36 protein-coding genes are annotated in these 24504 nt (G+C 64.3%); 35 read left to right on the plus strand and 1 reads right to left on the minus strand.

Features of this window, described 5'->3' with window-relative positions; translation table 11 throughout:
- Positions 1-188: 188 nt before the first annotated feature.
- The 35 genes from tuf to glmM all read left to right on the plus strand — a co-directional run bounded on the left by tuf (position 189) and on the right by glmM (position 23863).
- Positions 189-1379: an elongation factor Tu gene (gene tuf / locus H4W27_RS00910; RefSeq protein ID WP_192594268.1), complete on the plus strand. Its 1191-nt coding sequence runs from the start codon at positions 189-191 to the stop codon at positions 1377-1379.
- Positions 1380-1965: 586 nt separating this feature from the next.
- Positions 1966-2274 (plus strand): 30S ribosomal protein S10, encoded by a 309-nt coding sequence (gene rpsJ / locus H4W27_RS00915; RefSeq protein ID WP_022871716.1) that lies wholly within the window; start codon positions 1966-1968, stop codon positions 2272-2274.
- A gap of 23 nt (positions 2275-2297) precedes the next feature.
- Entirely contained in the window at positions 2298-2960 is a 663-nt protein-coding gene (gene rplC, locus H4W27_RS00920) for a 50S ribosomal protein L3 (RefSeq protein WP_192594269.1), read from the plus strand.
- A 5-nt stretch (positions 2961-2965) separates the two neighbouring features.
- Positions 2966-3580 carry a 50S ribosomal protein L4 gene (gene rplD / locus H4W27_RS00925; RefSeq protein WP_192594270.1) on the plus strand — a complete coding sequence of 205 codons (615 nt, stop codon included), beginning with the start codon at positions 2966-2968 and terminating at the stop codon, positions 3578-3580.
- Complete coding sequence (gene rplW / locus H4W27_RS00930) at positions 3577-3885, plus strand: 50S ribosomal protein L23 (RefSeq protein WP_192592270.1); 309 nt, start codon at positions 3577-3579, stop codon at positions 3883-3885. The genes rplD and rplW overlap by 4 nt, the downstream gene beginning before the upstream one ends.
- A gap of 37 nt (positions 3886-3922) precedes the next feature.
- On the plus strand, positions 3923-4759 hold the full coding sequence (gene rplB, locus H4W27_RS00935) for a 50S ribosomal protein L2 (protein ID WP_192594271.1): 837 nt from the start codon (positions 3923-3925) through the stop codon (positions 4757-4759).
- A 12-nt stretch (positions 4760-4771) separates the two neighbouring features.
- Positions 4772-5053 (plus strand): 30S ribosomal protein S19, encoded by a 282-nt coding sequence (rpsS, locus tag H4W27_RS00940; RefSeq protein ID WP_058887529.1) that lies wholly within the window; start codon positions 4772-4774, stop codon positions 5051-5053.
- A 67-nt stretch (positions 5054-5120) separates the two neighbouring features.
- Entirely contained in the window at positions 5121-5486 is a 366-nt protein-coding gene (gene rplV / locus H4W27_RS00945) for a 50S ribosomal protein L22 (RefSeq protein WP_192592272.1), read from the plus strand.
- Positions 5486-6319: a 30S ribosomal protein S3 gene (gene rpsC, locus H4W27_RS00950; RefSeq protein ID WP_192594272.1), complete on the plus strand. Its 834-nt coding sequence runs from the start codon at positions 5486-5488 to the stop codon at positions 6317-6319. The genes rplV and rpsC overlap by 1 nt, the downstream gene beginning before the upstream one ends.
- Positions 6319-6735, plus strand: a complete 417-nt coding sequence (gene rplP, locus H4W27_RS00955; RefSeq protein ID WP_192594273.1) for a 50S ribosomal protein L16 — start codon at positions 6319-6321, stop codon at positions 6733-6735. Before rpsC ends, rplP begins: the two co-directional genes overlap by 1 nt.
- 2 nt (positions 6736-6737) lie before the next feature.
- Positions 6738-7025: a 50S ribosomal protein L29 gene (rpmC, locus tag H4W27_RS00960; RefSeq protein WP_192594274.1), complete on the plus strand. Its 288-nt coding sequence runs from the start codon at positions 6738-6740 to the stop codon at positions 7023-7025.
- A 2-nt stretch (positions 7026-7027) separates the two neighbouring features.
- Complete coding sequence (gene rpsQ / locus H4W27_RS00965; RefSeq protein WP_192594275.1) at positions 7028-7300, plus strand: 30S ribosomal protein S17; 273 nt, start codon at positions 7028-7030, stop codon at positions 7298-7300.
- Between the two features lie 423 nt (positions 7301-7723).
- Complete coding sequence (rplN, locus tag H4W27_RS00970) at positions 7724-8095, plus strand: 50S ribosomal protein L14 (RefSeq protein ID WP_192592277.1); 372 nt, start codon at positions 7724-7726, stop codon at positions 8093-8095.
- A gap of 3 nt (positions 8096-8098) precedes the next feature.
- Entirely contained in the window at positions 8099-8434 is a 336-nt protein-coding gene (gene rplX, locus H4W27_RS00975) for a 50S ribosomal protein L24 (protein ID WP_192594276.1), read from the plus strand.
- Positions 8434-9012, plus strand: coding sequence for a 50S ribosomal protein L5 (rplE, locus tag H4W27_RS00980; RefSeq protein ID WP_192594277.1), 579 nt, complete (start codon positions 8434-8436; stop codon positions 9010-9012). Before rplX ends, rplE begins: the two co-directional genes overlap by 1 nt.
- 111 nt (positions 9013-9123) lie before the next feature.
- Positions 9124-9522 carry a 30S ribosomal protein S8 gene (gene rpsH / locus H4W27_RS00985; RefSeq protein WP_192592280.1) on the plus strand — a complete coding sequence of 133 codons (399 nt, stop codon included), beginning with the start codon at positions 9124-9126 and terminating at the stop codon, positions 9520-9522.
- A gap of 20 nt (positions 9523-9542) precedes the next feature.
- The gene (gene rplF / locus H4W27_RS00990; protein WP_192594278.1) at positions 9543-10079 is read left to right on the plus strand and encodes a 50S ribosomal protein L6; all 537 of its coding nucleotides are present in this window, start codon (positions 9543-9545) and stop codon (positions 10077-10079) included.
- Positions 10080-10082: 3 nt separating this feature from the next.
- The gene (gene rplR, locus H4W27_RS00995) at positions 10083-10454 is read left to right on the plus strand and encodes a 50S ribosomal protein L18 (RefSeq protein ID WP_192594279.1); all 372 of its coding nucleotides are present in this window, start codon (positions 10083-10085) and stop codon (positions 10452-10454) included.
- The gene (gene rpsE, locus H4W27_RS01000; protein WP_192594280.1) at positions 10451-11212 is read left to right on the plus strand and encodes a 30S ribosomal protein S5; all 762 of its coding nucleotides are present in this window, start codon (positions 10451-10453) and stop codon (positions 11210-11212) included. The genes rplR and rpsE overlap by 4 nt, the downstream gene beginning before the upstream one ends.
- Complete coding sequence (rpmD, locus tag H4W27_RS01005; RefSeq protein ID WP_192594281.1) at positions 11209-11445, plus strand: 50S ribosomal protein L30; 237 nt, start codon at positions 11209-11211, stop codon at positions 11443-11445. Before rpsE ends, rpmD begins: the two co-directional genes overlap by 4 nt.
- A 2-nt stretch (positions 11446-11447) precedes the next feature.
- Entirely contained in the window at positions 11448-11942 is a 495-nt protein-coding gene (gene rplO / locus H4W27_RS01010) for a 50S ribosomal protein L15 (RefSeq protein WP_192594282.1), read from the plus strand.
- 183 nt (positions 11943-12125) lie between these two features.
- Positions 12126-13433: a preprotein translocase subunit SecY gene (gene secY, locus H4W27_RS01015; RefSeq protein ID WP_192594283.1), complete on the plus strand. Its 1308-nt coding sequence runs from the start codon at positions 12126-12128 to the stop codon at positions 13431-13433.
- Positions 13430-13999, plus strand: coding sequence for an adenylate kinase (locus H4W27_RS01020; RefSeq protein ID WP_192594284.1), 570 nt, complete (start codon positions 13430-13432; stop codon positions 13997-13999). Before secY ends, H4W27_RS01020 begins: the two co-directional genes overlap by 4 nt.
- On the plus strand, positions 13996-14844 hold the full coding sequence (gene map, locus H4W27_RS01025; RefSeq protein ID WP_225939153.1) for a type I methionyl aminopeptidase: 849 nt from the start codon (positions 13996-13998) through the stop codon (positions 14842-14844). The genes H4W27_RS01020 and map overlap by 4 nt, the downstream gene beginning before the upstream one ends.
- 258 nt (positions 14845-15102) lie before the next feature.
- Complete coding sequence (infA, locus tag H4W27_RS01030) at positions 15103-15324, plus strand: translation initiation factor IF-1 (protein ID WP_036473267.1); 222 nt, start codon at positions 15103-15105, stop codon at positions 15322-15324.
- Between the two features lie 63 nt (positions 15325-15387).
- Entirely contained in the window at positions 15388-15504 is a 117-nt protein-coding gene (rpmJ, locus tag H4W27_RS01035) for a 50S ribosomal protein L36 (RefSeq protein WP_036473268.1), read from the plus strand.
- 215 nt (positions 15505-15719) lie between these two features.
- The gene (gene rpsM / locus H4W27_RS01040; RefSeq protein WP_192594286.1) at positions 15720-16088 is read left to right on the plus strand and encodes a 30S ribosomal protein S13; all 369 of its coding nucleotides are present in this window, start codon (positions 15720-15722) and stop codon (positions 16086-16088) included.
- Positions 16089-16152: 64 nt separating this feature from the next.
- Complete coding sequence (gene rpsK, locus H4W27_RS01045) at positions 16153-16554, plus strand: 30S ribosomal protein S11 (protein ID WP_192592289.1); 402 nt, start codon at positions 16153-16155, stop codon at positions 16552-16554.
- 118 nt (positions 16555-16672) lie between these two features.
- Complete coding sequence (locus H4W27_RS01050) at positions 16673-17689, plus strand: DNA-directed RNA polymerase subunit alpha (protein ID WP_192594287.1); 1017 nt, start codon at positions 16673-16675, stop codon at positions 17687-17689.
- Between the two features lie 78 nt (positions 17690-17767).
- Entirely contained in the window at positions 17768-18367 is a 600-nt protein-coding gene (rplQ, locus tag H4W27_RS01055) for a 50S ribosomal protein L17 (protein ID WP_192594288.1), read from the plus strand.
- A gap of 126 nt (positions 18368-18493) precedes the next feature.
- On the plus strand, positions 18494-19363 hold the full coding sequence (gene truA, locus H4W27_RS01060) for a tRNA pseudouridine(38-40) synthase TruA (RefSeq protein ID WP_192594289.1): 870 nt from the start codon (positions 18494-18496) through the stop codon (positions 19361-19363).
- A 230-nt stretch (positions 19364-19593) separates the two neighbouring features.
- On the plus strand, positions 19594-21042 hold the full coding sequence (locus H4W27_RS01065; RefSeq protein WP_192594290.1) for a sugar porter family MFS transporter: 1449 nt from the start codon (positions 19594-19596) through the stop codon (positions 21040-21042).
- Between the two features lie 349 nt (positions 21043-21391).
- Positions 21392-21835: a 50S ribosomal protein L13 gene (gene rplM / locus H4W27_RS01070; protein WP_192594291.1), complete on the plus strand. Its 444-nt coding sequence runs from the start codon at positions 21392-21394 to the stop codon at positions 21833-21835.
- Between the two features lie 37 nt (positions 21836-21872).
- Positions 21873-22370 carry a 30S ribosomal protein S9 gene (gene rpsI / locus H4W27_RS01075; protein WP_192594292.1) on the plus strand — a complete coding sequence of 166 codons (498 nt, stop codon included), beginning with the start codon at positions 21873-21875 and terminating at the stop codon, positions 22368-22370.
- A 140-nt stretch (positions 22371-22510) separates the two neighbouring features.
- Positions 22511-23863 (plus strand): phosphoglucosamine mutase, encoded by a 1353-nt coding sequence (gene glmM / locus H4W27_RS01080; RefSeq protein WP_192594293.1) that lies wholly within the window; start codon positions 22511-22513, stop codon positions 23861-23863.
- A 98-nt stretch (positions 23864-23961) separates the two neighbouring features.
- Here the strand turns inward: glmM and mscL are convergent, their stop codons facing one another.
- Positions 23962-24492 carry a large conductance mechanosensitive channel protein MscL gene (gene mscL, locus H4W27_RS01085; protein ID WP_318782058.1) on the minus strand — a complete coding sequence of 177 codons (531 nt, stop codon included), beginning with the start codon at positions 24490-24492 and terminating at the stop codon, positions 23962-23964.
- Positions 24493-24504: the final 12 nt, after the last annotated feature.

Raw genomic sequence — 24504 nt, forward strand, 5'->3', positions numbered from 1 at the left:
GCCCACCGCCCGGCGCACTGCTTCGAGGAGACGAGGTCCCCGCATGACCTCCATCACTCTCCACGCACCACCATTCGGATAATTTCACCAAATACCTAGGGATTAGTAGACTTGCATGAGTTTCAGCCTCGTTGACAGTGCGGCTGGAGTAAGTCTTCTTACCTGAACAAGTTCTTTAGGAGGAACCTGTGGCCAAGGCAAAGTTCGAGCGTAACAAGCCGCACCTTAACATCGGCACCATCGGTCACGTCGACCATGGCAAGACCACCCTGACCGCCGCGATCTCGAAGGTCCTGTCGGAGAAGTACCCGGACCTGAACCAGGGCCGCGACTTCGCCTCGATCGACAACGCTCCTGAGGAGCGCGAGCGCGGCATCACGATCAACGTCTCCCACGTGGAGTACCAGACCGAGGCGCGCCACTATGCACACGTGGACGCCCCCGGTCACGCTGACTACGTGAAGAACATGATCACCGGCGCTGCTCAGATGGACGGTGCGATCCTGGTCGTCGCCGCCACTGACGGTCCGATGGCTCAGACCCGCGAGCACGTGCTGCTCGCACGCCAGGTGGGCGTCCCCGCCCTGCTGGTGGCGCTGAACAAGTCTGACATGGTCGAGGACGAAGAGCTTCTCGACCTCGTCGAGATGGAGGTGCGCGAGCTCCTCGATTCACAGGGATACGACGGTGACAACGCACCGGTCGTCCGCACCTCAGGCCTGAAGGCTCTCGAGGGCGACGCCGAGTGGGTCAAGACCGTCGAGGACCTCATGGAGGCAGTCGACACGTTCATCCCCGAGCCGGAGCGCGACAAGGACAAGCCGTTCCTGATGCCGATCGAGGACGTCTTCACCATCACCGGTCGCGGCACCGTGGTGACCGGCCGCGCCGAGCGCGGCACGCTGAAGATCAACTCCGAGATCGAGATCCTCGGGATCCGTCCCAAGCAGAAGACCACCGTGACCGGCATCGAGATGTTCCACAAGCAGCTCGATGAGGCTTGGGCCGGCGAGAACTGTGGACTGCTGCTCCGCGGTCTGAAGCGCGATGACGTCGAGCGCGGCCAGGTCGTGGCTGCCCCCGGCTCCATCACGCCGCACACGCAGTTCGAGGCCAACGTCTACATCCTCTCCAAGGATGAGGGCGGACGCCACAACCCCTTCTACACCAACTACCGTCCGCAGTTCTACTTCCGGACCACCGACGTCACCGGCGTCATCTCGCTGCCCGAGGGCACTGAGATGGTCATGCCCGGTGACAACACCGAGATGACCGTCGAGCTCATCCAGGAGATCGCGATGGAAGAGGGCCTCGGCTTCGCCATCCGCGAGGGTGGACGCACGGTCGGCTCAGGTCGAGTCACCAAGATCCTCAAGTAAGACCGAGGTCTTGAGTCGGGGGCAGCGCTCCCGACGACGTTGAGCACGGATCGGAATCCTCGATTCTGCGAACAGCAGGAATCCCCGGTGACCATGGTCACCGGGGATTCCTGTTTGTGGTGTCCCTGTTTGTAGTGACCGGGGATCTGTGTGAGAATGGACAGGTTGCTCACGGGCGTCATGCCCCTGTGTCCCTTTGTGGCCACAGCGCTGAGCGAACAGCTGAAACTTCAACACCGGCACCTCGCGGTGTGTATCGCTGTGCGCAGAGTCTCTGCTCATCGAAGCGACACGCCCGACCGCGGGGGTCGGAGATCCGGCAGGACGAGGAACCCGTCGGGGTCTGTGGTGACACAGCACCCGAACACGGACGGATTCGAACTGCCCGGAACGTGCACCTGATAAGCGACGAGCGGCCCGGTCATCCGAGTCTCTCCGCCCGGGTGCGCAGCCCATAACTGCAGAAGGTCAGATCCGCCACCTCCCTCGGGGAGTGCGCGTTGCCTTTCTGGGAGCCGACTGGCTCCGTGAAGTCGTGGGCTGCGACGAGAGACGAATGTCAGAACACCAGAAAGAGGCTCAACGCATGGCGGGACAAAAAATCCGCATCCGGCTGAAGTCGTATGACCACGAAGTCATCGACACCTCGGCCCGGAAGATCGTCGACACGGTCACACGTGCTGGTGCAACGGTAGTCGGCCCCGTGCCGCTGCCCACCGAGAAGAACGTGTACGCCGTGATTCGCTCTCCCCACAAATACAAGGACTCTCGCGAGCACTTCGAGATGCGCACTCATAAGCGCCTCATCGACATCGTGGACCCGACGCCCAAGGCCGTCGACTCCCTGATGCGACTCGACCTGCCTGCAGACGTCAACATCGAGATCAAGCTTTAGAGCAGGGAGGTGCTGAGAGAACTATGACCAATATTTCCCGCGTTGAACTGAACGTCAAGGGACTGCTGGGCACGAAGCTCGGCATGACCCAGGTCTGGGACGAGAACAACGTTCTCATCCCAGTCACTGTTGTCCAGGCCGACTCCAATGTCGTGACCCAGATCCGCACGGCGGACAGCGACGGTTACAACTCCGTCCAGATCGGCTTCGGCCGCATCGATCCCCGCAAGGTGACCAAGCCGCTGGCCGGCCACTTCGAGAAGGCCGGTGTGACCCCGCGTCGCCACGTCGTCGAGATTCGCACCTCTGACTCCAGCTCCTATGAGCTGGGGCAGGACCTGGGCGTCGACGCCTTCGAGATCGGCCAGAAGGTCGATGTCGTGGGCAAGACCAAGGGCAAGGGCTTCGCCGGTGTCATGAAGCGCCACGGCTTCGCCGGTGTCGGCGCGTCGCATGGTTCGCACAAGAACCACCGCAAGCCGGGCTCCATCGGTGGCGCATCCACTCCGGGCCGCGTCTTCAAGGGTCTGCGCATGGCTGGTCGTATGGGCGGGGTCCGACAGACCACGCACAACCTCACCATCCACGCTGTGGACGCCGAGAAGAACCTGCTGCTCATCAAGGGCGCCCTTCCGGGTGCTCGTGGCCAGGTCGTCCTGGTCCGCACCGCAGTGAAGGGAGCATGATCCACATGGCCAACAAGGTTTCTGTCGACTTCCCCGCAGAGGTATTCGACGCCAAGACCAATGTCGCGCTGATCCACCAGGTGGTCGTCGCCCAGCGGGCCGCGGCTCGTCAGGGCACCCACAAGACCAAGACTCGTTCCGAGGTCTCAGGCACCGGCGCGAAGCCGTTCCGCCAGAAGGGCACCGGTCGTGCCCGTCAGGGTTCGCTGCGCGGACCGCACATGGTCGGCGGTGGCGTCGTCCACGGCCCGACCCCGCGTGATTACGCTCAGCGCACCCCCAAGAAGATGAAGGCCGCCGCACTGCGCGGAGCCCTCTCCGATCGGGCACGCAATGACCGGATCCACGTGGTGGACTCCCTGGTCGCCGATCAGGCCTCGACCAAGGCGGCCAAGGCTGCACTGGCGAGCCTGGGCGGAGCGAACCGCAACTGGCTCGTCGTGATCGACCGCAGCGATGACATCGCCGCACTGTCGACTCGCAACCTGCCCCACGTCCACACCCTGTATGCCGATCAGCTGAACACCTACGATGTCATCGTCTCTGACGACATCGTGTTCACGCAGGCCGGCTATGACGCCTTCCTGGCACAGGGCACTGCGAAGGAGGAGACCAAGTGAGCGTCCTGACAAGCAAGGACCCGCGCGACGTCATCATCGCACCCGTCGTGTCGGAGAAGTCCTACGGGCTGATCGACGAGGGCAAGTTCACCTTCCTGGTGGACCCCCGGGCCACGAAGTCCGAGATCAAATACGCCGTGGAGAAGATCTTCTCCGTGCGGGTGAACTCGGTCAACACCATCAATCGGGCAGGCAAGCGCAAGCGCACCAAGTTCGGATGGGGCTCGCGCACCGGCACCAAGCGCGCCATCATCACCCTCAAAGAGGGCTACAACATTGACATCTTCGGAGGATCCGCAGCCTGATCGGCTGATCGGAACCACTTGATCGAGGAAGAAGAATATGGCTATCCGTAACCTCAAGCCGAACACACCGGGCCAACGCGGCTCGTCTGTGGCCGACTTCGCAGAGATCACCCGGGACACCCCGGAGAAGTCCCTGCTGCGCCCCCTGTCCAAGACGGGCGGCCGCAACAGCTCAGGCAAGATCACCACACGCCACAAGGGCGGTGGGCACAAGCGTCAGTACCGCGTCATCGACTTCCGTCGTGCAGACAAGGACGGCGTGCCGGCGAAGGTCGCTCATATCGAGTATGACCCCAACCGCACTGCTCGCATCGCCCTGTTGCACTTCATCGACGGCACCAAGCGCTACATCCTCGCCCCAGCCAAGCTGGAGCAGGGTGCCGCGGTCGAGTCCGGCCCGAACGCAGACATCAAGCCCGGCAACAACCTGCCGCTGCGCAACATCCCGCTCGGCACCGTGGTGCACGCAGTGGAGCTGCGGCCAGCAGGCGGCGCGAAGCTCGGGCGCTCAGCAGGTGCATCCATCCAGCTGGTCGCCCGCGAGGGCAAGTATGCCCAGCTGCGTCTGCCCTCCGGTGAAGTTCGCAACGTCGACGTGCGCTGCCGGGCAACCGTCGGTGCCGTGGGCAACGCCGAGCAGTCCAACATCAACTGGGGCAAGGCAGGACGCATGCGCTGGAAGGGCGTTCGTCCGACCGTCCGCGGTGTTGTGATGAACCCGGTCGACCACCCGCACGGTGGTGGCGAGGGCAAGACCTCCGGTGGACGTCATCCGGTCAACCCGAATGGCAAGCCAGAGGGCCGCACCCGCCGTCCGAACAAGGAAAGCGACAAGCTCATCGTGCGTCGCCGTCGTACCAAGAACAAGCGATAGGAGCCTGGAGACATGCCACGCAGCTTGAAGAAGGGCCCCTTCGTTGATCAGCACCTGTACCTCAAGGTCGTCGCTGAGAACGAAAAGGGCACCAAGAATGTCATCAAGACATGGTCCCGCCGTTCCATGATCATCCCCGACATGCTCGGCCACACCGTGGCCGTGCATGACGGACGCAAGCACATCCCCGTGTTCATCACTGAGTCGATGGTCGGGCACAAGCTCGGCGAGTTCGCTCCGACGCGTACATTCCGCGGCCATGTGAAGGACGACAAGAAGGGCAAGCGCCGCTGATCGCTTCCTCAACTGAGGAGCGAGAGCGAGCTTGAACTTCGTGTCACAAGACGAGAGAAGGAAAGCAATGGAAGCCAAGGCAATTGCGCGCTACCTGCGTGTGACGCCTATGAAGGCCCGGCGCGTCGTCGACCTTGTCCGCGGCAAGCAGGCCAACGAAGCACTGGCCATTCTGAAGTTCGCCCCCCAGGGCGCTACAGAGCCGGTGTACAAGGTGGTCGCCTCTGCTCTGGCGAATGCTCGCCAGCACGCAGACAAGGAAGGAGTCGCCTTCAACGAAGACGCCTTCTTCATCACCGAGGCACGCGTCGACGAAGGTCCGACCATGAAGCGGTTCCGCCCCCGTGCGCAGGGCCGGGCGTTCCGCATCAACAAGCGCACCAGCCACGTCACCATCGTGGTCGGCGCCGAAGAGAAAGGTGGGGATCAGTAGTGGGACAGAAGATCAACCCCAATGGTTTCCGTCTGGGCATCACCACTGACCACGTTTCGCACTGGTACGCCGATTCGACCAAGGCCGGTCAGCGTTACAAGGACTTCGTGAAAGAAGACGTCCAGATTCGTGAGCTGTTGGCCAAGACCGTGGAGCGCGCAGGCATCTCGAAGGTTGAGATCGAGCGCACCCGCGATCGTGTCCGGGTGGACATCCACACAGCACGTCCCGGCATCGTCATCGGTCGCCGCGGCGCCGAGGCGGACCGCATCCGCAGCGAGCTCGAGAAGCTCACCGCCAAGCAGATCCAGCTGAACATCCTCGAGGTCAAGAGCCCCGAGACCGATGCGCAGCTCGTGGCACAGGGCGTCGCCGAGCAGCTTGCTGCCCGTGTGGCGTTCCGCCGTGCGATGAAGAAGGCCATCACCTCGGCGATGCGCTCCGGCGCAAAGGGCATCCGCATCCAGTGCGCCGGTCGTCTCGGCGGTGCAGAGATGTCCCGCTCCGAGTTCTACCGCGAAGGTCGGGTTCCGCTGCACACGCTGCGCGCGAACATCGACTTCGGCAAGCACGAGGCCAAGACGACCTTCGGCCGCATCGGCGTGAAGGTCTGGGTCTACAAGGGCGATCTCACCGCCAAGGAACTCGCCGCGCAGCAGGCTGCACAGCCTTCCGGTCGCGGTGGAGCCCGTGGCGGTCGCGGTGGAGCCGGTGGACCCGGTGGAGCCCGTGGCGGCGAAGAGCGTCGTCGTCGCGGTCCAGGCCGCGGTCGCGAAGCCGGTGCCCAGGCACCCGCTGAAGCAGGTTCTGGCGCTGAAGGAGGGCAGAACTGATGTTGATGCCACGTCGAGTCAAGTACCGCAAGCCTCACCGGCCGAAGCGCCGCGGGCGTGCCAAGGGAGGAACTGAACTCGCCTTCGGCGAGTACGGCATCCAGGCCCTTGATCCGGCCTACGTGACGAACCGCCAGATCGAAGCTGCGCGTATCGCCATGACCCGCCACATCAAGCGTGGCGGCAAGGTCTGGATCAACATCTATCCCGACCAGCCGCTGACGAAGAAGCCTGCCGAGGTCCGCATGGGCTCCGGCAAGGGTTCACCGGAGTGGTGGATCGCCAACGTGAAGCCCGGACGCATCATGTTCGAGCTGTCAGGTGTCAGTGAGGAAGTCGCCAAAGAGGCGCTCCGGCTGGCAATCCACAAGCTGCCCATGAAGGCACGCGTGATCAGCCGAGAGAGTGGTGAGTGACAATGGCAGTCGGAACCAATGAGCTGACCGTTGAGAAGCTCGCAGAGATGGACTCCGCAGGCCTCGCAGAGGCACTGCGCTCTTCGAAGGAAGAGCTGTTCAACCTCCGCTTCCAGTCCGCCACCGGCCAGCTGGAGAACTCCAGCCGGTTGAGGGACATCAAGCGCGACATCGCCCGTATCTACACGGTGCTGCGTGAGCGCGAGCTGGGCATTCGCGAGAATGTCGATGCCGACGCAGCCTCCTCTGATTCGGCCGATGAGCAGAACGACGAGAAGGCTGAGGACTGAGCATGAGCGAAGCATCTGCAGAGACCCGCAATGACCGCAAGACCCTGCGCGGCGTCGTCGTCTCCGACAAGATGGCGAAGACCATCGTCGTCGAGGTCGAGGATCGTCGCAAGCACGGCCTCTACGGCAAGATCATGAAGCGGCACACCAAATTCATGGCACACGATGAGAACGAGCAGGCAGGCATCGGCGACACTGTGGTGATCGCTGAGACCCGTCCGCTGTCAGCCTCCAAGCGCTGGCGGCTGGCTGAGATCATCGAGAAGGCAGAGTGATCCTCTCCTCGGTCCGCGTCCAGGTCTGCTGATCTGGAGGCTGTCCGGGGGGACACGCTGCAGCGCCCGGGGCCCGACTTCCGCACGAAACGTGTGGAGTTGGGCCCTTGGCGCATCTCGTGTATGATTTTGAGGCTGTGCGCCCTTATAGATGAGGCTATCCACCTCAGAGGACAGCGCACGTCCCCGAAAGGGCCCTCGGGCCCCGGGAAACGCCGCCTCGGCCATGCATTCAACTGCCCGTCCTCACGGACGGAGAGTGTGTGGGTAAGCGGCCAGGGGACTGTCAGGTAAGTCGGACGACAGGCCAGTGGCATCACCCGATGTCTCAGGTGTCCGACTCAGGCTAGAAGTTCCACAAGGCTCGCCAGCCGAGATGATCGGCACGAGTGCGAGAACCAGTGAGACGACAGGAGAAACCAAGTGATTCAACAGGAATCGCGGCTCAAGATCGCCGACAACACCGGTGCCAAGGAAGTCCTTGTCATCCGTGTCCTCGGTGGATCGGGACGCCGCTATGCAGGTATCGGCGACACATTCGTCGCCACCGTCAAGGACGCAATTCCGGGCGGAAATGTCAAGAAGGGCGACGTCATCAAGGCTGTCGTCGTGCGTTCCAAGAAGAAGACCCGCCGCAACGACGGCTCCTACATCAGCTTCGATGAGAACGCTGCAGTCATCCTCAAGGGTGACACTCCGGAGCCGCGCGGAACCCGTATCTTCGGGCCGGTGGGTCGCGAACTGCGCGACAAGAAGTTCATGAAGATCGTCTCGCTCGCTCCGGAGGTGCTCTGACTCATGGCCAAGATCAAGAAGGACGACCTCGTCCAGGTCCTCACCGGCAAGGACAAGGGCAAGCAGGGCAAGGTCCTGCAGGTCCTGCCCGCCAAGGAACGCGTCCTCGTCGAGGGCGTCAACCGCATGAAGCGTCACCTCCGTGCCGGCCAGTCCGGCAGCACCGAGGGTGGCATCGTGGAGTCTGAGGCCACTATCCACATCTCCAACGTCGCTGTGGTCGACCCCGAGTCGGGCAAGCCCACTCGCGTCGGCTACCGGCAGGAGACCGTGGAGCGTGATGGCGTCAGCAAGACTGTGCGCATCCGCGTCGCCAAGGCCTCCGGAAAGGACCTGTGATGACTGAGGTTCAGAGCCAGACTGAGAAGACCGCCCCGCGGCTGAAGACCAAGTACCGCGAGGACATCCGCCCCACGCTGCAGGACGAGTTCAGCTACTCCAACGTCATGGAGGTCCCCGGCCTGGTCAAGGTCGTGGTCAACATGGGAGTCGGCGAGGCAGCTCGTGACTCCAAGCTCATCCAGGGCGCCGTCGAGGATCTGACCAAGATCACCGGTCAGAAGCCGAAGGTGACCCGCGCTCGGAAGTCCATCGCGCAGTTCAAGCTTCGCGAAGGCATGCCGATCGGTACCCACACCACCCTGCGTGGCGACCGCATGTGGGAATTCGTGGACCGCCTCGTGACCCTCGCCCTGCCCCGCATCCGTGATTTCCGCGGACTCAGCGGCAAGCAGTTCGACGGCAACGGCAACTACACCTTCGGCCTGACCGAGCAGTCGGTGTTCCACGAGATCGACCAGGACAAGATCGATCGCCCCCGCGGCATGGACATCACCGTGGTGACCACCGCCAAGACTGACGAGGAAGGCCGCGCGCTGCTCAAGGCGCTGGGCTTCCCCTTCAAGACCGACCAATAAGCACTACGCCGCAGGTCCCTTCACCAAAGGTTCCGATCGGTTCGGCAACAGCCGGATCATCGAGTTCCTCGGGAGACTGGAAACCACGGCGAGGAAGGGCAGAAGCCCCTCATGACAATGACTGACCCAGTCGCAGACATGCTGACACGTCTGCGCAATGCCAATTCGGCTTTCCACGATCAGGTGTCCATGCCCAGCTCGAAGCTGAAGGTGCGCGTGGCCGACATCCTGAAGGCGGAGGGCTACATCACCGAATGGCGCGAAGAGGAGGCCGAGGTCGGCAAGACCCTGGCCATCGACCTCAAGTTCGGCCCGAACCGTGAGCGTTCGATCGCCGGCCTGCGCCGCATCTCCAAGCCCGGGCTCCGGGTGTACGCGAAGTCCACCAACCTCCCGCACGTCCTGGGCGGCCTCGGCATCGCGATCCTGTCCACGTCCTCCGGTCTCCTCACGGACCGGCAGGCAGCCAAGAAGGGTGTAGGTGGGGAAGTCCTCGCCTACGTCTGGTAACCGGAAGGAGTCGAAGCACTATGTCACGCATCGGTCGTCTTCCGATCACCATTCCTGCCGGCGTCGAGGTCAAGCTGGAAGGTCGCCAGGTCTCCGTCAAGGGGCCCAAGGGCGAGCTTTCCCGCACTCTTGCCGAAGGCATCACCGTCGACAACGAGGACGGCACCCTCACGGTGTCCCGTCCCAACGATGAGCGCGAATCGCGTTCACTCCACGGCCTGACCCGCACCCTGATCAACAACATGATCATCGGTGTCACCGAGGGCTACTCCAAGAAGCTCGAGATCGTCGGCACCGGTTATCGCGTGCTGGCGAAGGGCTCCGATCTGGAGTTCGCACTCGGCTACTCCCACCCGGTTCCGGTGAAGGCCCCACAGGGCATCACCTTCCAGGTGGAGAGCGCCACCAAGCTGGCTGTCAGCGGCATCGACAAGCAGCAGGTCGGCGAGATCGCCGCCAACATCCGTAAACTGCGCAGGCCTGACCCGTATAAGGGCAAGGGCGTGCGTTACGAGGGCGAGCAGGTTCGCCGCAAGGCCGGAAAGGCAGGTAAGTAAACCATGGCTATTGGTATCAAGGGCAAATCCAAATCCGCTGCCCGCGGCCGCCGCCACCTCCGCCTGCGCAAGAAGCTCAACGGATCCGCTGAGCGTCCGCGCCTGGTGGTCAACCGTTCCGCTCGCCACATGGTCGCTCAGGTCGTCAACGACCTCGAGGGAACGACCCTGGTCTCCGCCACCACTATGGAGGCAGACCTGCGCAGTTTCGACGGCGACAAGACCGCCAAAGCGAAGAAGGTCGGCGAGATCGTCGCCGAGCGCGCCAAGGCAGCAGGCATCGACGCCGTGGTCTTCGACCGCGGCGGCAACAAGTACCACGGTCGCGTGGCAGCCGTCGCTGACGGCGCCCGGGAAGGTGGGCTGAAGCTGTGAGTGAGAACGCAAACAACCCCGAGAAGGACTCGTCTGTGACTGAGGCCAAAGAGACCGCCGCCCCCGAGACTGCTGCGCAGACTCAGGCAGCCGGTGAGAACAGCAACTCAGCTCGCGGTGAGCGCGGCGGTCGCGGAGGTCGCAGCGAAGGCGGCGGTCGCGGCGGTCGCAGTGAAGGCGGCGGCCGCGGTCGCGGTCGTGGCGGTCGCGAAGAGGAGAAGGACAAGTTCCTCGAGCGCGTCGTGACGATCAACCGCGTCTCCAAGGTCGTCAAGGGCGGTCGTCGCTTCAGCTTCACCGCCCTGGTCATCGTCGGTGACGGCGACGGCCTGGTCGGCGTCGGCTACGGCAAGGCCAAGGAAGTTCCCGCGGCCATCGCCAAGGGTGTGGAAGAGGCCAAGAAGAGCTTCTTCCGCGTCCCGCGCGTCGGATCCACCATCCCGCACCTGGTCAAGGGTGAGGCAGCGGCCGGAGTGGTCCTGCTTCGTCCGGCAGCACCGGGTACCGGTGTGATCGCTGGAGGTCCTGTCCGCGCCGTGCTCGAGTGCGCAGGCATCCACGACGTGCTGACCAAGTCCATGGGCTCGGTGAACGCCATCAACATCGTTCACGGCACCATCGATGCCCTCAAGCAGCTCGAAGAGCCCGAGTCCGTGGCAGCCCGCCGCGGCAAGGCTCTCGACGAGATCGCACCGGCGCGGATGCTGCGCACCATGGCGGCTGACCGCGAGGCCCGTGCACAGAAGGCAGGTGCATGACCTTGCGCAGTACCGTCAATTACAACACCGCCCGAAACCTGAAGGTCGGCGAGCACAAGCTCACCGTCACGCAGGTCTCTTCACTCATCGGCGCCAACCCGAAGCAGCGCGACACTGTCCGCTCGCTGGGTCTGAAGCGGATCGGCCACACCGTGGTCCGTCCCGCCGATGCTGTGACTGTTGGCATGCTCAACAGTGTGAAGCATCTAGTCAAGGCTGAGGAGGCGAACTAAGGATGGCAGAGAACACCGCTGCAGATTCCAACGTCCTCAAGGTCCACGATCTGCGTCCGGCGCGCGGCGCCAAGAAGTCCCGCACCCGTGTAGGGCGTGGTGAGGCGTCCAAGGGCAAGACCGCAGGCCGTGGTACCAAGGGTACGAAGGCCCGTTACCAGGTACGTGCAGGCTTCGAAGGTGGACAGCTTCCGCTGTACATGCGCCTTCCGAAGCTGCGCGGCTTCAAGAATCCGTTCCGCGTGGAATACTCGCCGGTCAACCTGACCAAGCTGGGCGAGATGTTCCCCGAGGGCGGAGACGTCACTGCCGATGACCTGATCGCCAAGGGTGCTGCTCGCAAGGGCCGCCCGGTCAAGGTTCTCGGCTCCGGTGAGCTCTCCGTGGCCGTGACCGTGAAGGCTCACGCCTTCTCGGCCAGCGCCGTGGAGAAGATCAATGCTGCCGGTGGTTCCACCGAGCAGCTGCCGCTGAAGGCTGCTTCCAAGAAGGCCTGAACGGTTCTCACATGAGAGAGACCCCCGTGGTGATCCACGGGGGTCTCTTCATATCCGGGCCTCGGCCCGCCATATCCGGGCGGTCGCAGCCGCAGGATTCTTTTCTCGTGCGCACCGCGCGTTAGTATGACTGCCTGTGTGGCCGAAGGCTTCACACGGGCAATTCACGCATCAGGAGGCCGCTTGTTCAGCGCGATCGCAAGGGTGTTCAAGACACCCGACCTGCGTCGAAAGATCTGGTTCACCATCGCGATCATCGCGATCTACCGCATCGGCGCATTCATCCCAGCCCCTGGGGTGGACTATTCAGCTGTGCAGCAGTGTCTTGCACTGGGCACCACTGAGGGCGGCCTCTACTCCTTCGTCAACATGTTCTCCGGCGGAGCCCTGCTCCAGGTGTCCATATTCGCGCTGGGGATCATGCCCTACATCACGGCGGCGATCATCGTGCAGCTGCTGCGCGTGGTCATCCCGCGGTTCGAGAACCTCCAGCGGGAGGGCCCGCAGGGCCAGTCCAAGCTCACCCAGTACACGCGTTACCTCACCATCGCGCTCGCCACGCTGAACGCCACCACGCTGGTGTCCATGGCGCGCACCGGTGCGCTGCTGGGCTGTGACATCCCGATCATCGCCGATGACACCCTGCCGCTGATCCTGCTGATGATCCTCGCCATGGTCACAGGTGTCGCGCTGATCATGTGGCTCGGTGAGCAGATCACCGAGCGCGGCGTCGGCAACGGCATGTCCATCCTGATCTTCGTCTCCATCGCCGCGGGCTTCCCCGGCGCCATGGGAGAGATCTGGACCACCCAGGGCTGGCGGACCTTCGCGATGGTGACGCTCATCGGTCTGGTGACCATCGCCGCGGTCGTCTTCGTCGAGCAGTCGCAGCGCCGTGTCCCGGTCCAGTATGCAAAACGCCAGGTCGGCCGGCGCACCGTGGGGGGCACTTCCACCTACATCCCGATCAAGGTCAACATGGCCGGCGTCATCCCGGTCATCTTCGCCTCATCGGTGCTGATGCTTCCCTCTGTGCTGGCGCAGTTCAACCAACCCGGGCCGGGGGAGGAGCCCTCCTGGCTCATCGAGTTCGTGCAGACCTATTTCGTCGGCGGGGCGCACCCGCTGTATATGGCGACCTTCTTCCTGATGACCATCTTCTTCACGTACTTCTACGTGACGATCACGTTCAACCCGAACGAGGTCGCCGAGAACATGCGCAAGTTCGGCGGGTTCATCCCCGGTATCCGAGCCGGCAAGCCCACGGAGAGCTACCTGGCCTATGTGATCTCCAGGATCACCTTCCCCGGTGCGCTGTACCTGGGCCTGATCGCGCTGATCCCGCTCATCGCCTTCGTGCTGATCGGTGCGAACCAGAACTTCCCGTTCGGCGGCACCTCGATCCTCATCATGGTGGGCGTGGGCCTCACCACTGTGAAGCAGATCAATGCACAGATGGAACAACGGAACTACGAAGGGTTGCTGCGATGACGCGCATGCTGATTGTTGGACCTGCCGGTTCAGGCAAGGGAACCCAGTCGAAGAAGATCTCCCAGGACCTTGGCATCGTCGCCATCTCCACCGGGGACATCTTCCGGGTGAACATCAAGGAACAGACGGACCTCGGCCGAGAGGCCCAGCAGTACGTGGACGCCGGAGACCTGGTGCCTGACTCGGTCACGAACCGCATGGTCGAGGATCGACTCACCTGGGAGGACGCGGCCAACGGCTTTCTGCTCGACGGGTACCCCCGCAACCGCACCCAGGTCGCCGCACTCGATGAGATGCTCGAACGCCTCGAGGTCTCGCTCGACGTGGTCCTGGAGCTCACCGCCGACCGTGAAGAGCTCATCGCGCGGCTGAAGAAGCGGGCTGAGATCGAGGGCCGGGAGGACGACGCCGACGAGGCCGCCATCCGCCGTCGCCTGGAGATCTTCGAATCCGAGACCGCTCCCATGATCGCCGAGTACGAGTCTCGCGGGCTCGTGCAGCGAGTGGACGGACTCGGTCCCGTGGACGAGGTCAACGCCCGCATCATGGAAGCGCTCAAGGCCTGATGTTCTCCCGCGGTCGGATCGAGCTGAAGTCCACGGAGCAGCTGCACCATATGGCCGCAGCCGGAGCCATCCTGAACGAGGCGCTGGACGCCACGCTGGCGGCGGCTGTCCCCGGCACCACGACGGCGCAGCTCAACGACGTGTTCGCCGAGCTCATCACGGCTCGCGGTGCCAGGCCGAACTTCCTGAACTATCACGGGTTCCCGGGCTACATCTGCACCTCGGTCAACGAAGAGGTTGTCCACGGGATACCGGGGGAGCGTGTGCTGCAGGAGGGGGATGTGCTCAAGGTCGACGGCGGATGCATCGTCGAGGGCTGGCACTCCGACTCCGCCCGCACGGCGATCCTGGGATCTGCGCAGGAGGGCACGGCCGATCCTGAGGACGAGCGGCTCTCGCAGATCACCGCAGGCGCGATGTGGCGAGGCATCGCCGCCTTCGCCGAGGCCAGGAGCACCGGAGAGATCGGCGAGGCCATCGAGGACTATGTCGCCGCTCAGCCGGGGAAGCAGCTGGGCATCCTCGAGGACTATGTGGGACACGGAATCGGGTCGCAGATGCACATGGCGCCTGACGTGTTCAACTATTCGACGGGGATGAAGGGCGCCCGGATCAAGCCGGGAATGGCGCTAGCGATCGAGCCGATGCTCACCCGCGGCGGAATCGAGACCCGTGTCCTGGGTGACGACTGGACCGTCGTCACCACTGACCGCTCCCATGCGAGTCAGTGGGAGCACTCCGTGGCGCGTCACGCTGAGGGCATCTGGGTGCTCACCGCCGCCGACGGCGGAGCCTCGGAGCTTGTGCCGCTCGGCGTGACTCCAGTCCCGATCCCAGCAGACTGAGCGTCATCGCCCTTCAGGACTGAGCGTCACCGCCGTTCAGGACTGAGCCTCACCGCCCCGGACTCGGTCGTGGAGTTGTCCTCCCGGCGGCAGGTCCTGTAGGCTGTAGTGCTGGTTGTCTCTGCGGTTCTGCGTGCCTGCATGCAGGCCGGACGAGGCACCTAAGCAATCGAATCAGACCCCATGGTCCGCTGAAGCTGCACTGCGCCGCAGTGCGTGTTTCTGCTGGCGGGGGGTCGCGAACGGTATGTGGAGCATATGGGTAAAAAAGAAGGCGTCATCGAGGTAGAGGGCCGAGTCTCTGAAGCTCTGCCGAATGCAATGTTCCGCGTGCGTCTGGAGAACGAGCACGTCGTCCTCGCAACCATTTCGGGCAAGATGCGCCAGCACTACATTCGCATCCTCCCAGAGGATCGCGTGGTGGTGGAGATGAGCCCGTATGACCTCAACCGTGGACGCATCGTCTACCGCTACAAGTGAGTCGACGTTCGCGTCGGTACAAGTAAAAAACTGTCGCACGCGACCGAATAATGAGGAGAACCCATGAAGGTTCAGCCGAGCGTGAAGCAGATCTGCACTGACTGCAAAGTCATCCGCCGCAGCGGCGTGATCCGCGTGATCTGCAAGTCCAACCCACGCCACAAGCAGCGCCAGGGCTGAGTCCTTCACTTACTTCTTGAGTAGGTGAGGGCGCACCCGCGCTGGACAGCTCACATCATATGGCAGTGCAGCCCGTCACTGAGCTGGACGAGCACACCCCCGGTTTCCGAAGGCCGGGGACCCGCTGAAGACATCACCTCCGATGTCGGACCATCAGGTCCCAGAGGGAATTGCACTGCTGAAGACCTTCGGAAGAGAACAAGGAGGACTGCCACGTGGCACGTCTGGCAGGTGTGGACATCCCGCGCGAAAAGCGCACGGTGATCGCACTCACTTATATCTACGGCGTTGGGCGCACAAGCGCCGAATCAGCCGTCCAAGCAATCGGTATCGAAGCTGGTACCCGCGTGAAGGATCTGACTGACGAACAGCTGATCTCTCTGCGTGACTACATCGAGAGCAATCTCACCGTCGAAGGTGACCTCCGCCGCGAGGTCGCCGCCGACATCCGCCGCAAGGTCGAGATCGGCTCCTACGAAGGCCTGCGCCACCGTCGCGGCCTTCCGGTCCGAGGTCAGCGCACCAAGACCAATGCCCGAACCCGCAAGGGCTCGAAGAAGACCGTTGCAGGTAAGAAGAAGTAGTTCAGCACGCAGGCCCTCTGAGGCCAGCAGCAGCTGATCCGAAGAACTCAGTCACGGAGAAGAAATGCCACCAAAGACTCGCGCAGCGGCCCGCAAGCCGCGCCGCAAAGCCAGTAAGAACATCACTCAGGGCCAGGCTCACATCAAGTCGACCTTCAACAACACCATCGTCTCCATCACCGACCCTTCGGGTGCAGTGGTGTCCTGGGCGTCTTCAGGTGAGGTCGGATTCAAGGGCTCCCGCAAGTCCACTCCTTTCGCCGCACAGCTGGCCGCCGAGCAGGCAGCCAAGCGCGCTCAGGAGCACGGCATGAAGAAGGTGGAGGTCTTCGTCAAGGGCCCAGGCTCCGGACGTGAAACCGCCATCCGCTCACTGCAGGCCGCAGGCCTGGAGGTCGGCTCCATCTCGGATGTCACCCCGAGCGCGCACAACGGTTGCCGCCCGCCCAAACGCCGTCGCGTCTGAGCGAGCTTCTCTACAAGACATCAGAGCCTGTCCCCGGCCGCCGCGCCGGGGGCAGGCCGCGCATCATTACTCAGTGAGAATGCGTCATATAGCGGATGCACTCTGAAAGGAACAATCAGTGCTCATTGCACAGCGCCCCACGCTGACCGAAGAAGTTGTCGCCGAGAATCGCTCCCGCTTCGTCATCGAGCCCCTCGAGCCGGGCTTCGGCTACACCCTCGGCAACTCCATGCGTCGGACCCTGCTCTCATCCATCCCGGGTGCGGCAGTCACCAGCGTCCGGATCGACGGTGTGCTCCACGAGTTCACCACGATCGCCGGGACCAAGGAAGACGTCACCGAGCTCATCCTGAACGTGAAGCGACTCTCCGTCTCTTCCGAGCATGACGAGCCCGTGGTCGCCTACCTCCGCAAGGAGGGCCCAGGCCCGGTCACCGCAGCCGACATCACCCCGCCGGCCGGCGTGGAGTTCCACAACCCGGACCTCCACCTGGCCACGCTCAACGAGCACGGCAAGCTCGATATGGAGCTCACCGTCGAGCGCGGCCGCGGCTATGTCTCGGCAGCACAGAACAAGATGGCAGACGCCGAGATCGGCCGCATCCCGGTCGACTCGATCTACTCTCCGGTCCTGAAGGTCTCCTTCAAGGTCGAAGCCACTCGCGTCGAGCAGCGCACCGACTTCGACAAGCTCATCGTCGATGTGGAGACCAAGGCGTCCATGGAGCCGCGCGACGCGCTGGCCTCGGCGGGCACGACCCTGGTCGAGCTGTTCTCGCTCGCTCGCGAGCTCAACGTCGCCGCCGAAGGCATCGAGATCGGCCCCTCGCCGACCGATGCCGCGCTGGCTGCTGACATGGCTCTGCCCATCGAAGATCTCGAGCTGACGGTGCGGTCCTACAACTGCCTCAAGCGCGAGGGCATCCACACTGTGGGTGAACTCGTGGCTCGCTCCGAGGCCGACCTGATGGACATCCGCAACTTCGGTGCCAAGTCCATCGATGAGGTCAAGGACAAGCTCGTCGAGCTTGGACTCTCCCTCAAGGACTCCCCGGCCGGCTTCGATCCGACAGCCGCTCGATTCCAGGAAGCTGGCGACGAGGACTACGTCGAAGACGAGCAGCAGCGGTTCTGAAGAACTGCGGCCCACGACAACTATTCGCGCTGATGTTCGTGAAGGACTGACTGCGCACCACCCAAGGAGAACCAGACCATGCCTACCCCCACCAAGGGTCCGCGCCTGGGCGGCAGCCCGTCGCACGAGAAGCTGATGTTGGCGAACATGTCCGCCAACCTGTTCGAGCACCGCTCGATCACCACCACCCTGACCAAGGCCAAGCGTCTTCGTCCCTATGCCGAGCGACTGATCACGATGGCGAAGCAGGGCGACATCGCTGCCCGCCGTCGCGTCGTCGGCAAGATCAGCGCGAACAGCGCGACCCACCAGGCCGTGGTCCACGAGCTGTTCACCGTCATCGCCCCGGCGATGGCAGAGCGCCAGGGCGGCTACACCCGCATCGTGAAGATCGGGAACCGCAAGGGTGACAACGCCCCGATGGCCGTGATCGAACTGGTCATGGAGCCCGTCTCGCCGAAGCAGGCAGTCGTCAAGGAGGCCGAAAAGGCCACCACGAGCACCGCGTCGGCACAGACTGAGTCCAACGAGGCCGAGTCCCCCGAGGTTGCGACCACGGAGAACGAGTCCGCACAGGCCGAGTCAGCACAGGCTGAGTCGACCGAGACTCAGACTACCGAGGCTGAGACCACCGAGGCTGAGACCACCGAGGCTGAAAAGACCGAGGGCGAGAAGTAGACCCTTCGTCATCACACAGAGGCGCCCCCGATCGCAGTGGTCGGGGGCGCCTCTGTGTCTGCGTGTCCAAGTGCGCGTGTCCATGTCCGCGTCCGGAGGACGAACGGGGGCAGATAGGTTTGAACGATGAGCAGCGCTGAGCACGCACAGGAGAAGCCTGTGCGGATACGTCTTGATCTCGCCTACGACGGCAGCGAGTTCCACGGCTGGGCGGCCCAGCCGGGGCTGAGCACAGTGGAGGGCACGCTGCGTGAGGGTCTCGCCACGCTCTTCCGCCGAGAGGTGTCCCTGATCGTGGCGGGCCGCACCGATGCGGGGGTCCATGCACGCGGTCAGGTGGTCCACCTGGACCTCACCGCCGCCGAGTGGTCTGTGCTGGCGCGAGGACGCGGCATCACGCCGGGCGAGGCCCTGGTGCGCCGGCTGACCGGGGTGCTCAACCGACAGGCCGGCGCCGTCGTCGTCTTCGCGGCTCGCCAGGTCTCTGCGGACTTCGACGCGCGCTTCTCCGCGCTCAGCCGCACCTACCGGTATCGGATCGCGGATGCGCCGGCGCTGCAGGATCCGCTGCGCCGAGCCGACACGGCCTGGCACCGCACGCAGCTCGATGCGCAGGCGATGCGCCTCGAGGCAGCTTCCGTCTCCGGCCTGCGGGACTTCGGCAGCTTCTGCCGGCCCCGGGAGCGCAGCACCACGATCCGTGAGCTCCAGACGTTCTCCATCGAGCGGGACGACGACGGCATCATCACCGCCCGGATCACGGCTGACGCCTTCTGCCACCACATGGTGCGGGCGCTCATCGGCGCCTGCCTGGACGTGGGTGAGGCACGCCGAGACCCGGGCTGGCTGCTGAGCCGACTCGCCACGCCCAGCTGGGATCAGTCGGTGCGCCTGGCGCCCCCCGCGGGACTGGTGCTCGAGTCGGTCCAGTATCCGTCCGACGAGCAGCTCGGACTGCGCGCGGAAGCCACCCGGGCCCGGCGCGAGAACCTCTGAGCGGGCTGACTCCTCGTGATCTCTGACACGGTCCAGGAACCCCGACGGCGCTGCCCTGCCCGGTCCTGGCCCGTCATGACACGCCAGGCGCTGGACCGACCGGGCCGAGGGTGGGTCAGGGCCAGGCTGCTCGGGGTGGCGTGGTTCACGTTCAAGCACCATAATCGGTCGGGCTTGCCTTCCCTGCGGAAGGCCTCTGACCCCTGACCTGACAGAAGGACCAACAACTGATGAGCACCACATCCAGCTCGCAGGACTCCGGCATCGGTGGCGTCGCCTGGGTCGTGCTGGTGGCCGCCTTCGGCGGCTTCCTCTTCGGCTTCGACACCGCCGTGATCAACGGGGCCGTGGGCCCCATCCAGGGTGAGTTCGGACTCTCCGACCTCGCCATCGGCTTCACCGTCTCCTCAGCCCTGCTGGGCTGCATGGTCGGCGCATGGGCGGGCGGCAGCCTCTCGGACCGCATCGGCCGGCAGCGCTCCATGATGGTCGCGGCCGCCCTGTTCTTCATCTCCGCACTGGGTTCGGGCCTGGCCTTCGGCGCCGTCGACCTGATCTTCTGGCGCGTTCTCGGCGGCATCGGCGTGGGCATGGCCTCGGTCATCGCCCCCGCTTACATCGCCGAGGTGGCACCGACGAACCTGCGTGGACGCCTCGGCTCGATGTGGCAGATGGCCATCGTGGTCGGCATCTTCATGGCTGCCGCGTCGAACGCGTTCGTCGCCAACATCGCCGGCGGCGCAGCGGACCAGCTGTGGTGGGGACTGGAGGCCTGGCGCTGGATGTTCCTGCTGGAGTCGGGCCCAGCCCTGCTCTACGGCCTGCTGGCCTCGTCCATCCCCGAGTCGCCGCGCTACCTGGTCTCCCGGGGCCGCGACAAGCAGGCGGCCAAGGTCCTCGAGGACGTCGTGGGCGTCAAGGGCGAGGCCGCCATCGCTCAGAAGGTCCGAGAGATCCGCGAGACCATCAACATGGAGGCCCGGCAGAAGTTCCGCGACCTGATCGTCAGCGGGAAGCTCTCTCCCATCGTCTGGGTGGGACTGGGCCTGGCAGTGTTCCAGCAGTTCGTCGGCATCAACGTCATCTTCTACTACTCGAACACGCTCTGGCAGGCAGTGGGCATCGCCGAGGACCAGGCCTTCCTGGTCCAGATCATCACCACCAGCGTGAACATCGTGGCCACCGTGATCGGAATCATCATCGTGGACAAGGTGGGACGGCGGATCCCGCTGGCCGTGGGCTCCGCGGGCATGGCCGTGGGTCTGGGCATGATGGCAGTGGCCTTCAGCCAGGCCGTGGTGACCATGGGGGCCGACGGCGAGGAGCTCGTCTCCCTGCCCGGGGCATGGGGGATGATCGCCCTGGTCTCCGCGAACGTCTTCGTGCTCTTCTTCGGAGCCACCTGGGGCCCCTTCATGTGGGTCCTGCTGGGGGAGATGTTCCCCAACCGTGTCCGCGCCGTCGCACTGGGCGTCACCGCCTCCGCGAACTGGGCCGCGAACTTCCTGATCTCCATGCTCTTCCCGGAGATGGCGGACTTCTCGCTGGTCTTCGCCTACGGCTTCTATGCCGCGTGTGCGCTGCTGTCCCTGATCTTCGTGCTCAAATGGGTGCCGGAGACCAAGGGCCGGGAGCTCGAAGACATGTCAGACGCCGCCTATAAGCGTGCCGTGCGCTGATCATCCAGCTGTAGGGACCGGCTGCTTGCAGCAGCGCCCCCGCCTGGAGAATGAGTCCTGGAGAAGCTTCATGACCAGTGCTTTTGCTCAAAGGCGGGGGTGCTCTGTATAGTAGGTGGTTGTTGTGCGTGTCCACCCTTGCGTGGGTTCGTGTCGAGGCGGCTCAGTTGCATGGTCGTATGCCTCCACGGACTGCAGGGGAACTCACGGGCCCGGTCAGTTCCCAGTCCTCACCTGGGAATCCGGATGTCGCACTCGCGAAGAAACAGTAACTGACGCTCGGTGCCGCTCACAGCATCACAGCGTCCGGTGCACTGAACCGTAGAACATCGACCGAAGGCATACCAACGTGCGTACGTACACCCCGAAGCCTGGCGACGCCGATGCCCAGTGGCACGTCATCGACGCGACTGACGTCGTGCTGGGCCGTCTCGCCACCCAGACTGCCGCGCTGCTGCGCGGCAAGCACAAGCCGACCTTCGTCCCACACCAGGACATGGGCGACTTCGTCATCATCATCAACGCCGAGAAGGTCGCCATGACCGGCGACAAGGCTGAGAAGAAGCGCTACTGGCGCCATTCCGGCTTTCCCGGTGGGATCAAGTCGCTGACCTTCAACGAGATGGTCCAGCGCTACCCCACCCGCGCTGCCTACCAGGCAGTCAAGGGCATGTTGCCCCATAACAAGCTCGGAACGGCCCAGCTGAAGAAGCTGCGCGTCTATGCAGGTGCTGAGCACCCGCATGTCGCCCAGCAGCCGAAGCCGTTCGACATCTCCCAGGTCGCTCAGTAGTCCTGGCCACCCGACACTAGAATTTTCAAGGAGAATCGTGGCTCAGAACACTGAAGAGCTCACCGAAACCGAGGAGCTCTCAAGCTACACCTCGGAATCGACCCCCGACCAAGAGACCGCCGGCGAGTCCGAGCGTGCACCGTTGACCGTCGGCGGCGCCGCCATCGGTCGTCGCAAGCAGGCCCGCGCACGCGTCCGCATCTTCCCCGGCACAGGCACGTGGACCCTCAACGGTCGCAGCCTGGAAGACTACTTCCCGAACAAGCTGCACCAGCAGGAAGTGAATGATCCCTTCACTCTGCTGGGCCTCACGGGAGCCTACGATGTGATCGCTCGCATCGACGGCGGCGGCCCCTCCGGCCAGTCCGGCGCGCTGCGCCTGGGCATCGCCCGTGCGCTGAACGAGATCGACCGCGACCACAACCGCGCGTCGCTGAAGAAGGCCGGATTCCTGACTCGCGACGCCCGTGCGGTGGAGCGCAAGAAGGCCGGTCTCAAGAAGGCACGCAAGGCACCGCAGTACTCCAAGCGCTGATCGGTCAACAGTGATTCGTCGGTTCTGTCCGCAGAGCTGAACGGAGAGCAGACCTCAGCCGCCCCAGAACCCCGTCGGAGACTCTCCGGCGGGGTTCTGCGCGTCCTGCACCGCCGCGGCGAAGTACACTGGTCGACATCATGGCACGACTCTTCGGCACTGACGGCGTGCGCGGTGTGGCCAATGGGCTGCTCACCGCTGAACTCGCCCTCACCCTCTCCCAGTCAGCAGCGACCGTCCTGGGCCACCAGCAGGTGAGCCCGGGCACCAGACCCACAGCAGTGGTCGCCCGCGATCCACGCATCTCCGGGGAGTTCATCGCCGCCGCCGTCTCGGCAGGCCTGGCCAGCGCCGGAGTCGATGTCTATGACGCCGGGGTGCTGCCCACCCCCGCCGCGGCGTTCCTGGTCGCTGACATCGACGCGGACTTCGGAGTGATGATCTCCGCCTCGCACAACCCCGCACCGGATAACGGGATCAAGTTCCTGGCCCGCGGCGGTCATAAGCTCGACGATGCCGCCGAGGACGCGATCGAGACCCAGATGGGACTGGAACCTCCCCGGCCCACCGGGGCCGAGGTCGGCCGCATCCAGCGCTTCGCTGACGCGGAGGACCGCTACCTGGTGCATCTGCTGCGCTCCCTGAACGGGGTCAGCCTCACGGGCATGAAGATCGTGCTTGACTGCGCCCATGGTGCCGCCGCCGGGGTCTCCCCGCAGGCGTTCACCGACGCCGGGGCCGAGGTCATCGTCATCGGCGCGGAGCCTGACGGGCTGAACATCAATGACGGCTATGGCTCCACCCACCTGGGACCGCTGCAAGAAGCAGTCCTGGCCAACAGGGCAGACCTGGGCATCGCTCATGACGGGGACGCTGACCGGTGCCTGGCGGTGGATCACACCGGAGAGATCATCGATGGTGATCAGATCATGGGGATCCTGGCCATCGCGCAGAAGGAGGCCGGGACCCTGGTCCAGGACACCCTGGTGGTCACGGTGATGTCGAATCTGGGGCTGAAGCTGGGCATGGGTGCTGCCGGGGTGAATCTGGTCGAGACTGCGGTCGGGGACCGGTATGTGCTCGCTGCGATGCGCGCCGCCGGGTACAACCTGGGTGGGGAGCAGTCGGGGCATCTGATCTTCGCGGACTACGCCACCACTGGTGATGGTCTGCTGACCGGGCTGCAGCTCGCGGTCCGGGTCGCTGCCACCGGCAAGACCGCCCGGGTGCTTGCTGCGGAGGCGATGACTCGGCTTCCGCAGGTGCTGATCAATGTCAAGGGTGTGGATCGGACTCGGGCGAAGACCCATGAGCCGCTCCAGGCTGCTGTGGCGCAGGCCGAGGCCCGGCTGGGGGAGACCGGGCGGGTGTTGCTGCGTCCTTCGGGGACTGAGCCGGTGGTGCGGGTGATGGTCGAGGCCGCTACTGCGGAGCTGGCTCAGTCCGAGTCCGAGGCCCTGGCTGACATCGTCAAAGCCGAACTCGCCCTCTGAGACGACCCCTTCCTGTTGAGGGGCGGATTCTCCCAGCATCTGGGTGCTGAATCGGCCCCAAGTGATCGGAGAATCCGCCGCTCAGCGCGGGGGAGCGCTCAGTCCTTGCCCCAGACCACGTCTTTCGCCCTGCCGAGCACGGTGTGGCGCCGAGGCCCCTGAGCGGCCTCCGCGGCGGCCTGTTCCTCCGCCTGGCGCTGAGCCTCCGCCAGAGACGCCAGGAAGGCAGGGTTCGTCACCTCGGTCTGAGCCTTGAGCTGATCCCTGATCTCTTTGAGCAGGGTGATGTTCTCATCCTCGACCAGTGCCTTGGCGCTTCCGGAGCGCCGTTCCCGGGCCTCGACCATCCGCTTCATCGGCGCGATCACCACGTAGTAGACCGCGGAGGCGACCAGCAGGAAGTTGACCAGGGCGGTCAGCAGCACGCCGAACCTGATCGCATTGCCGTTGATCTCCACCACAGCGAAGTTGTCGAAGTCGGGGGCGCCCACCAGCGCGGAGATGAGCGGCATGAGCACGTTCTCCACCAGAGCGCTCACCACAGCGGTGAACGCTGTCCCGATGATCACGGCGGTGGCGAGGTCCACGACATTGCCGCGCGTGATGAAGTGTCTGAATCCCTGGAGCATGGAGAAGAGTCT

Origin of the sequence: Nesterenkonia lutea (assembly GCF_014873955.1) — a bacterium.
Taxonomy (GTDB): domain Bacteria; phylum Actinomycetota; class Actinomycetes; order Actinomycetales; family Micrococcaceae; genus Nesterenkonia; species Nesterenkonia lutea.

What these genes read in the sequence shown, in the direction of transcription:
- rpsJ (WP_022871716.1), top strand. Translation starts at nt 1,966, where the DNA reads ATGGCGGGACAAAAAATCCGCATCCGGCTGAAGTCGTATGACCACGAA.
- rpsH (WP_192592280.1), top strand. Translation starts at nt 9,124, where the DNA reads ATGACAATGACTGACCCAGTCGCAGACATGCTGACACGTCTGCGCAAT.
- rplO (WP_192594282.1), top strand. Translation starts at nt 11,448, where the DNA reads ATGGCAGAGAACACCGCTGCAGATTCCAACGTCCTCAAGGTCCACGAT.
- rpsK (WP_192592289.1), top strand. Translation starts at nt 16,153, where the DNA reads ATGCCACCAAAGACTCGCGCAGCGGCCCGCAAGCCGCGCCGCAAAGCC.
- rplD (WP_192594270.1), top strand. Translation starts at nt 2,966, where the DNA reads ATGGCCAACAAGGTTTCTGTCGACTTCCCCGCAGAGGTATTCGACGCC.
- rpmC (WP_192594274.1), top strand. Translation starts at nt 6,738, where the DNA reads ATGGCAGTCGGAACCAATGAGCTGACCGTTGAGAAGCTCGCAGAGATG.
- mscL (WP_318782058.1), bottom strand. Translation starts at nt 24,492, where the DNA reads ATGCTCCAGGGATTCAGACACTTCATCACGCGCGGCAATGTCGTGGAC.
- H4W27_RS01065 (WP_192594290.1), top strand. Translation starts at nt 19,594, where the DNA reads ATGAGCACCACATCCAGCTCGCAGGACTCCGGCATCGGTGGCGTCGCC.
- rplE (WP_192594277.1), top strand. Translation starts at nt 8,434, where the DNA reads ATGACTGAGGTTCAGAGCCAGACTGAGAAGACCGCCCCGCGGCTGAAG.
- glmM (WP_192594293.1), top strand. Translation starts at nt 22,511, where the DNA reads ATGGCACGACTCTTCGGCACTGACGGCGTGCGCGGTGTGGCCAATGGG.
- rpmJ (WP_036473268.1), top strand. Translation starts at nt 15,388, where the DNA reads ATGAAGGTTCAGCCGAGCGTGAAGCAGATCTGCACTGACTGCAAAGTC.
- rplV (WP_192592272.1), top strand. Translation starts at nt 5,121, where the DNA reads ATGGAAGCCAAGGCAATTGCGCGCTACCTGCGTGTGACGCCTATGAAG.
- H4W27_RS01020 (WP_192594284.1), top strand. Translation starts at nt 13,430, where the DNA reads ATGACGCGCATGCTGATTGTTGGACCTGCCGGTTCAGGCAAGGGAACC.
- rplC (WP_192594269.1), top strand. Translation starts at nt 2,298, where the DNA reads ATGACCAATATTTCCCGCGTTGAACTGAACGTCAAGGGACTGCTGGGC.
- rpmD (WP_192594281.1), top strand. Translation starts at nt 11,209, where the DNA reads ATGACCTTGCGCAGTACCGTCAATTACAACACCGCCCGAAACCTGAAG.
- rplQ (WP_192594288.1), top strand. Translation starts at nt 17,768, where the DNA reads ATGCCTACCCCCACCAAGGGTCCGCGCCTGGGCGGCAGCCCGTCGCAC.
- rplR (WP_192594279.1), top strand. Translation starts at nt 10,083, where the DNA reads ATGGCTATTGGTATCAAGGGCAAATCCAAATCCGCTGCCCGCGGCCGC.
- rplB (WP_192594271.1), top strand. Translation starts at nt 3,923, where the DNA reads ATGGCTATCCGTAACCTCAAGCCGAACACACCGGGCCAACGCGGCTCG.
- rplF (WP_192594278.1), top strand. Translation starts at nt 9,543, where the DNA reads ATGTCACGCATCGGTCGTCTTCCGATCACCATTCCTGCCGGCGTCGAG.
- rplX (WP_192594276.1), top strand. Translation starts at nt 8,099, where the DNA reads ATGGCCAAGATCAAGAAGGACGACCTCGTCCAGGTCCTCACCGGCAAG.
- rplP (WP_192594273.1), top strand. Translation starts at nt 6,319, where the DNA reads ATGTTGATGCCACGTCGAGTCAAGTACCGCAAGCCTCACCGGCCGAAG.
- truA (WP_192594289.1), top strand. Translation starts at nt 18,494, where the DNA reads ATGAGCAGCGCTGAGCACGCACAGGAGAAGCCTGTGCGGATACGTCTT.
- rpsQ (WP_192594275.1), top strand. Translation starts at nt 7,028, where the DNA reads ATGAGCGAAGCATCTGCAGAGACCCGCAATGACCGCAAGACCCTGCGC.
- rpsS (WP_058887529.1), top strand. Translation starts at nt 4,772, where the DNA reads ATGCCACGCAGCTTGAAGAAGGGCCCCTTCGTTGATCAGCACCTGTAC.
- infA (WP_036473267.1), top strand. Translation starts at nt 15,103, where the DNA reads ATGGGTAAAAAAGAAGGCGTCATCGAGGTAGAGGGCCGAGTCTCTGAA.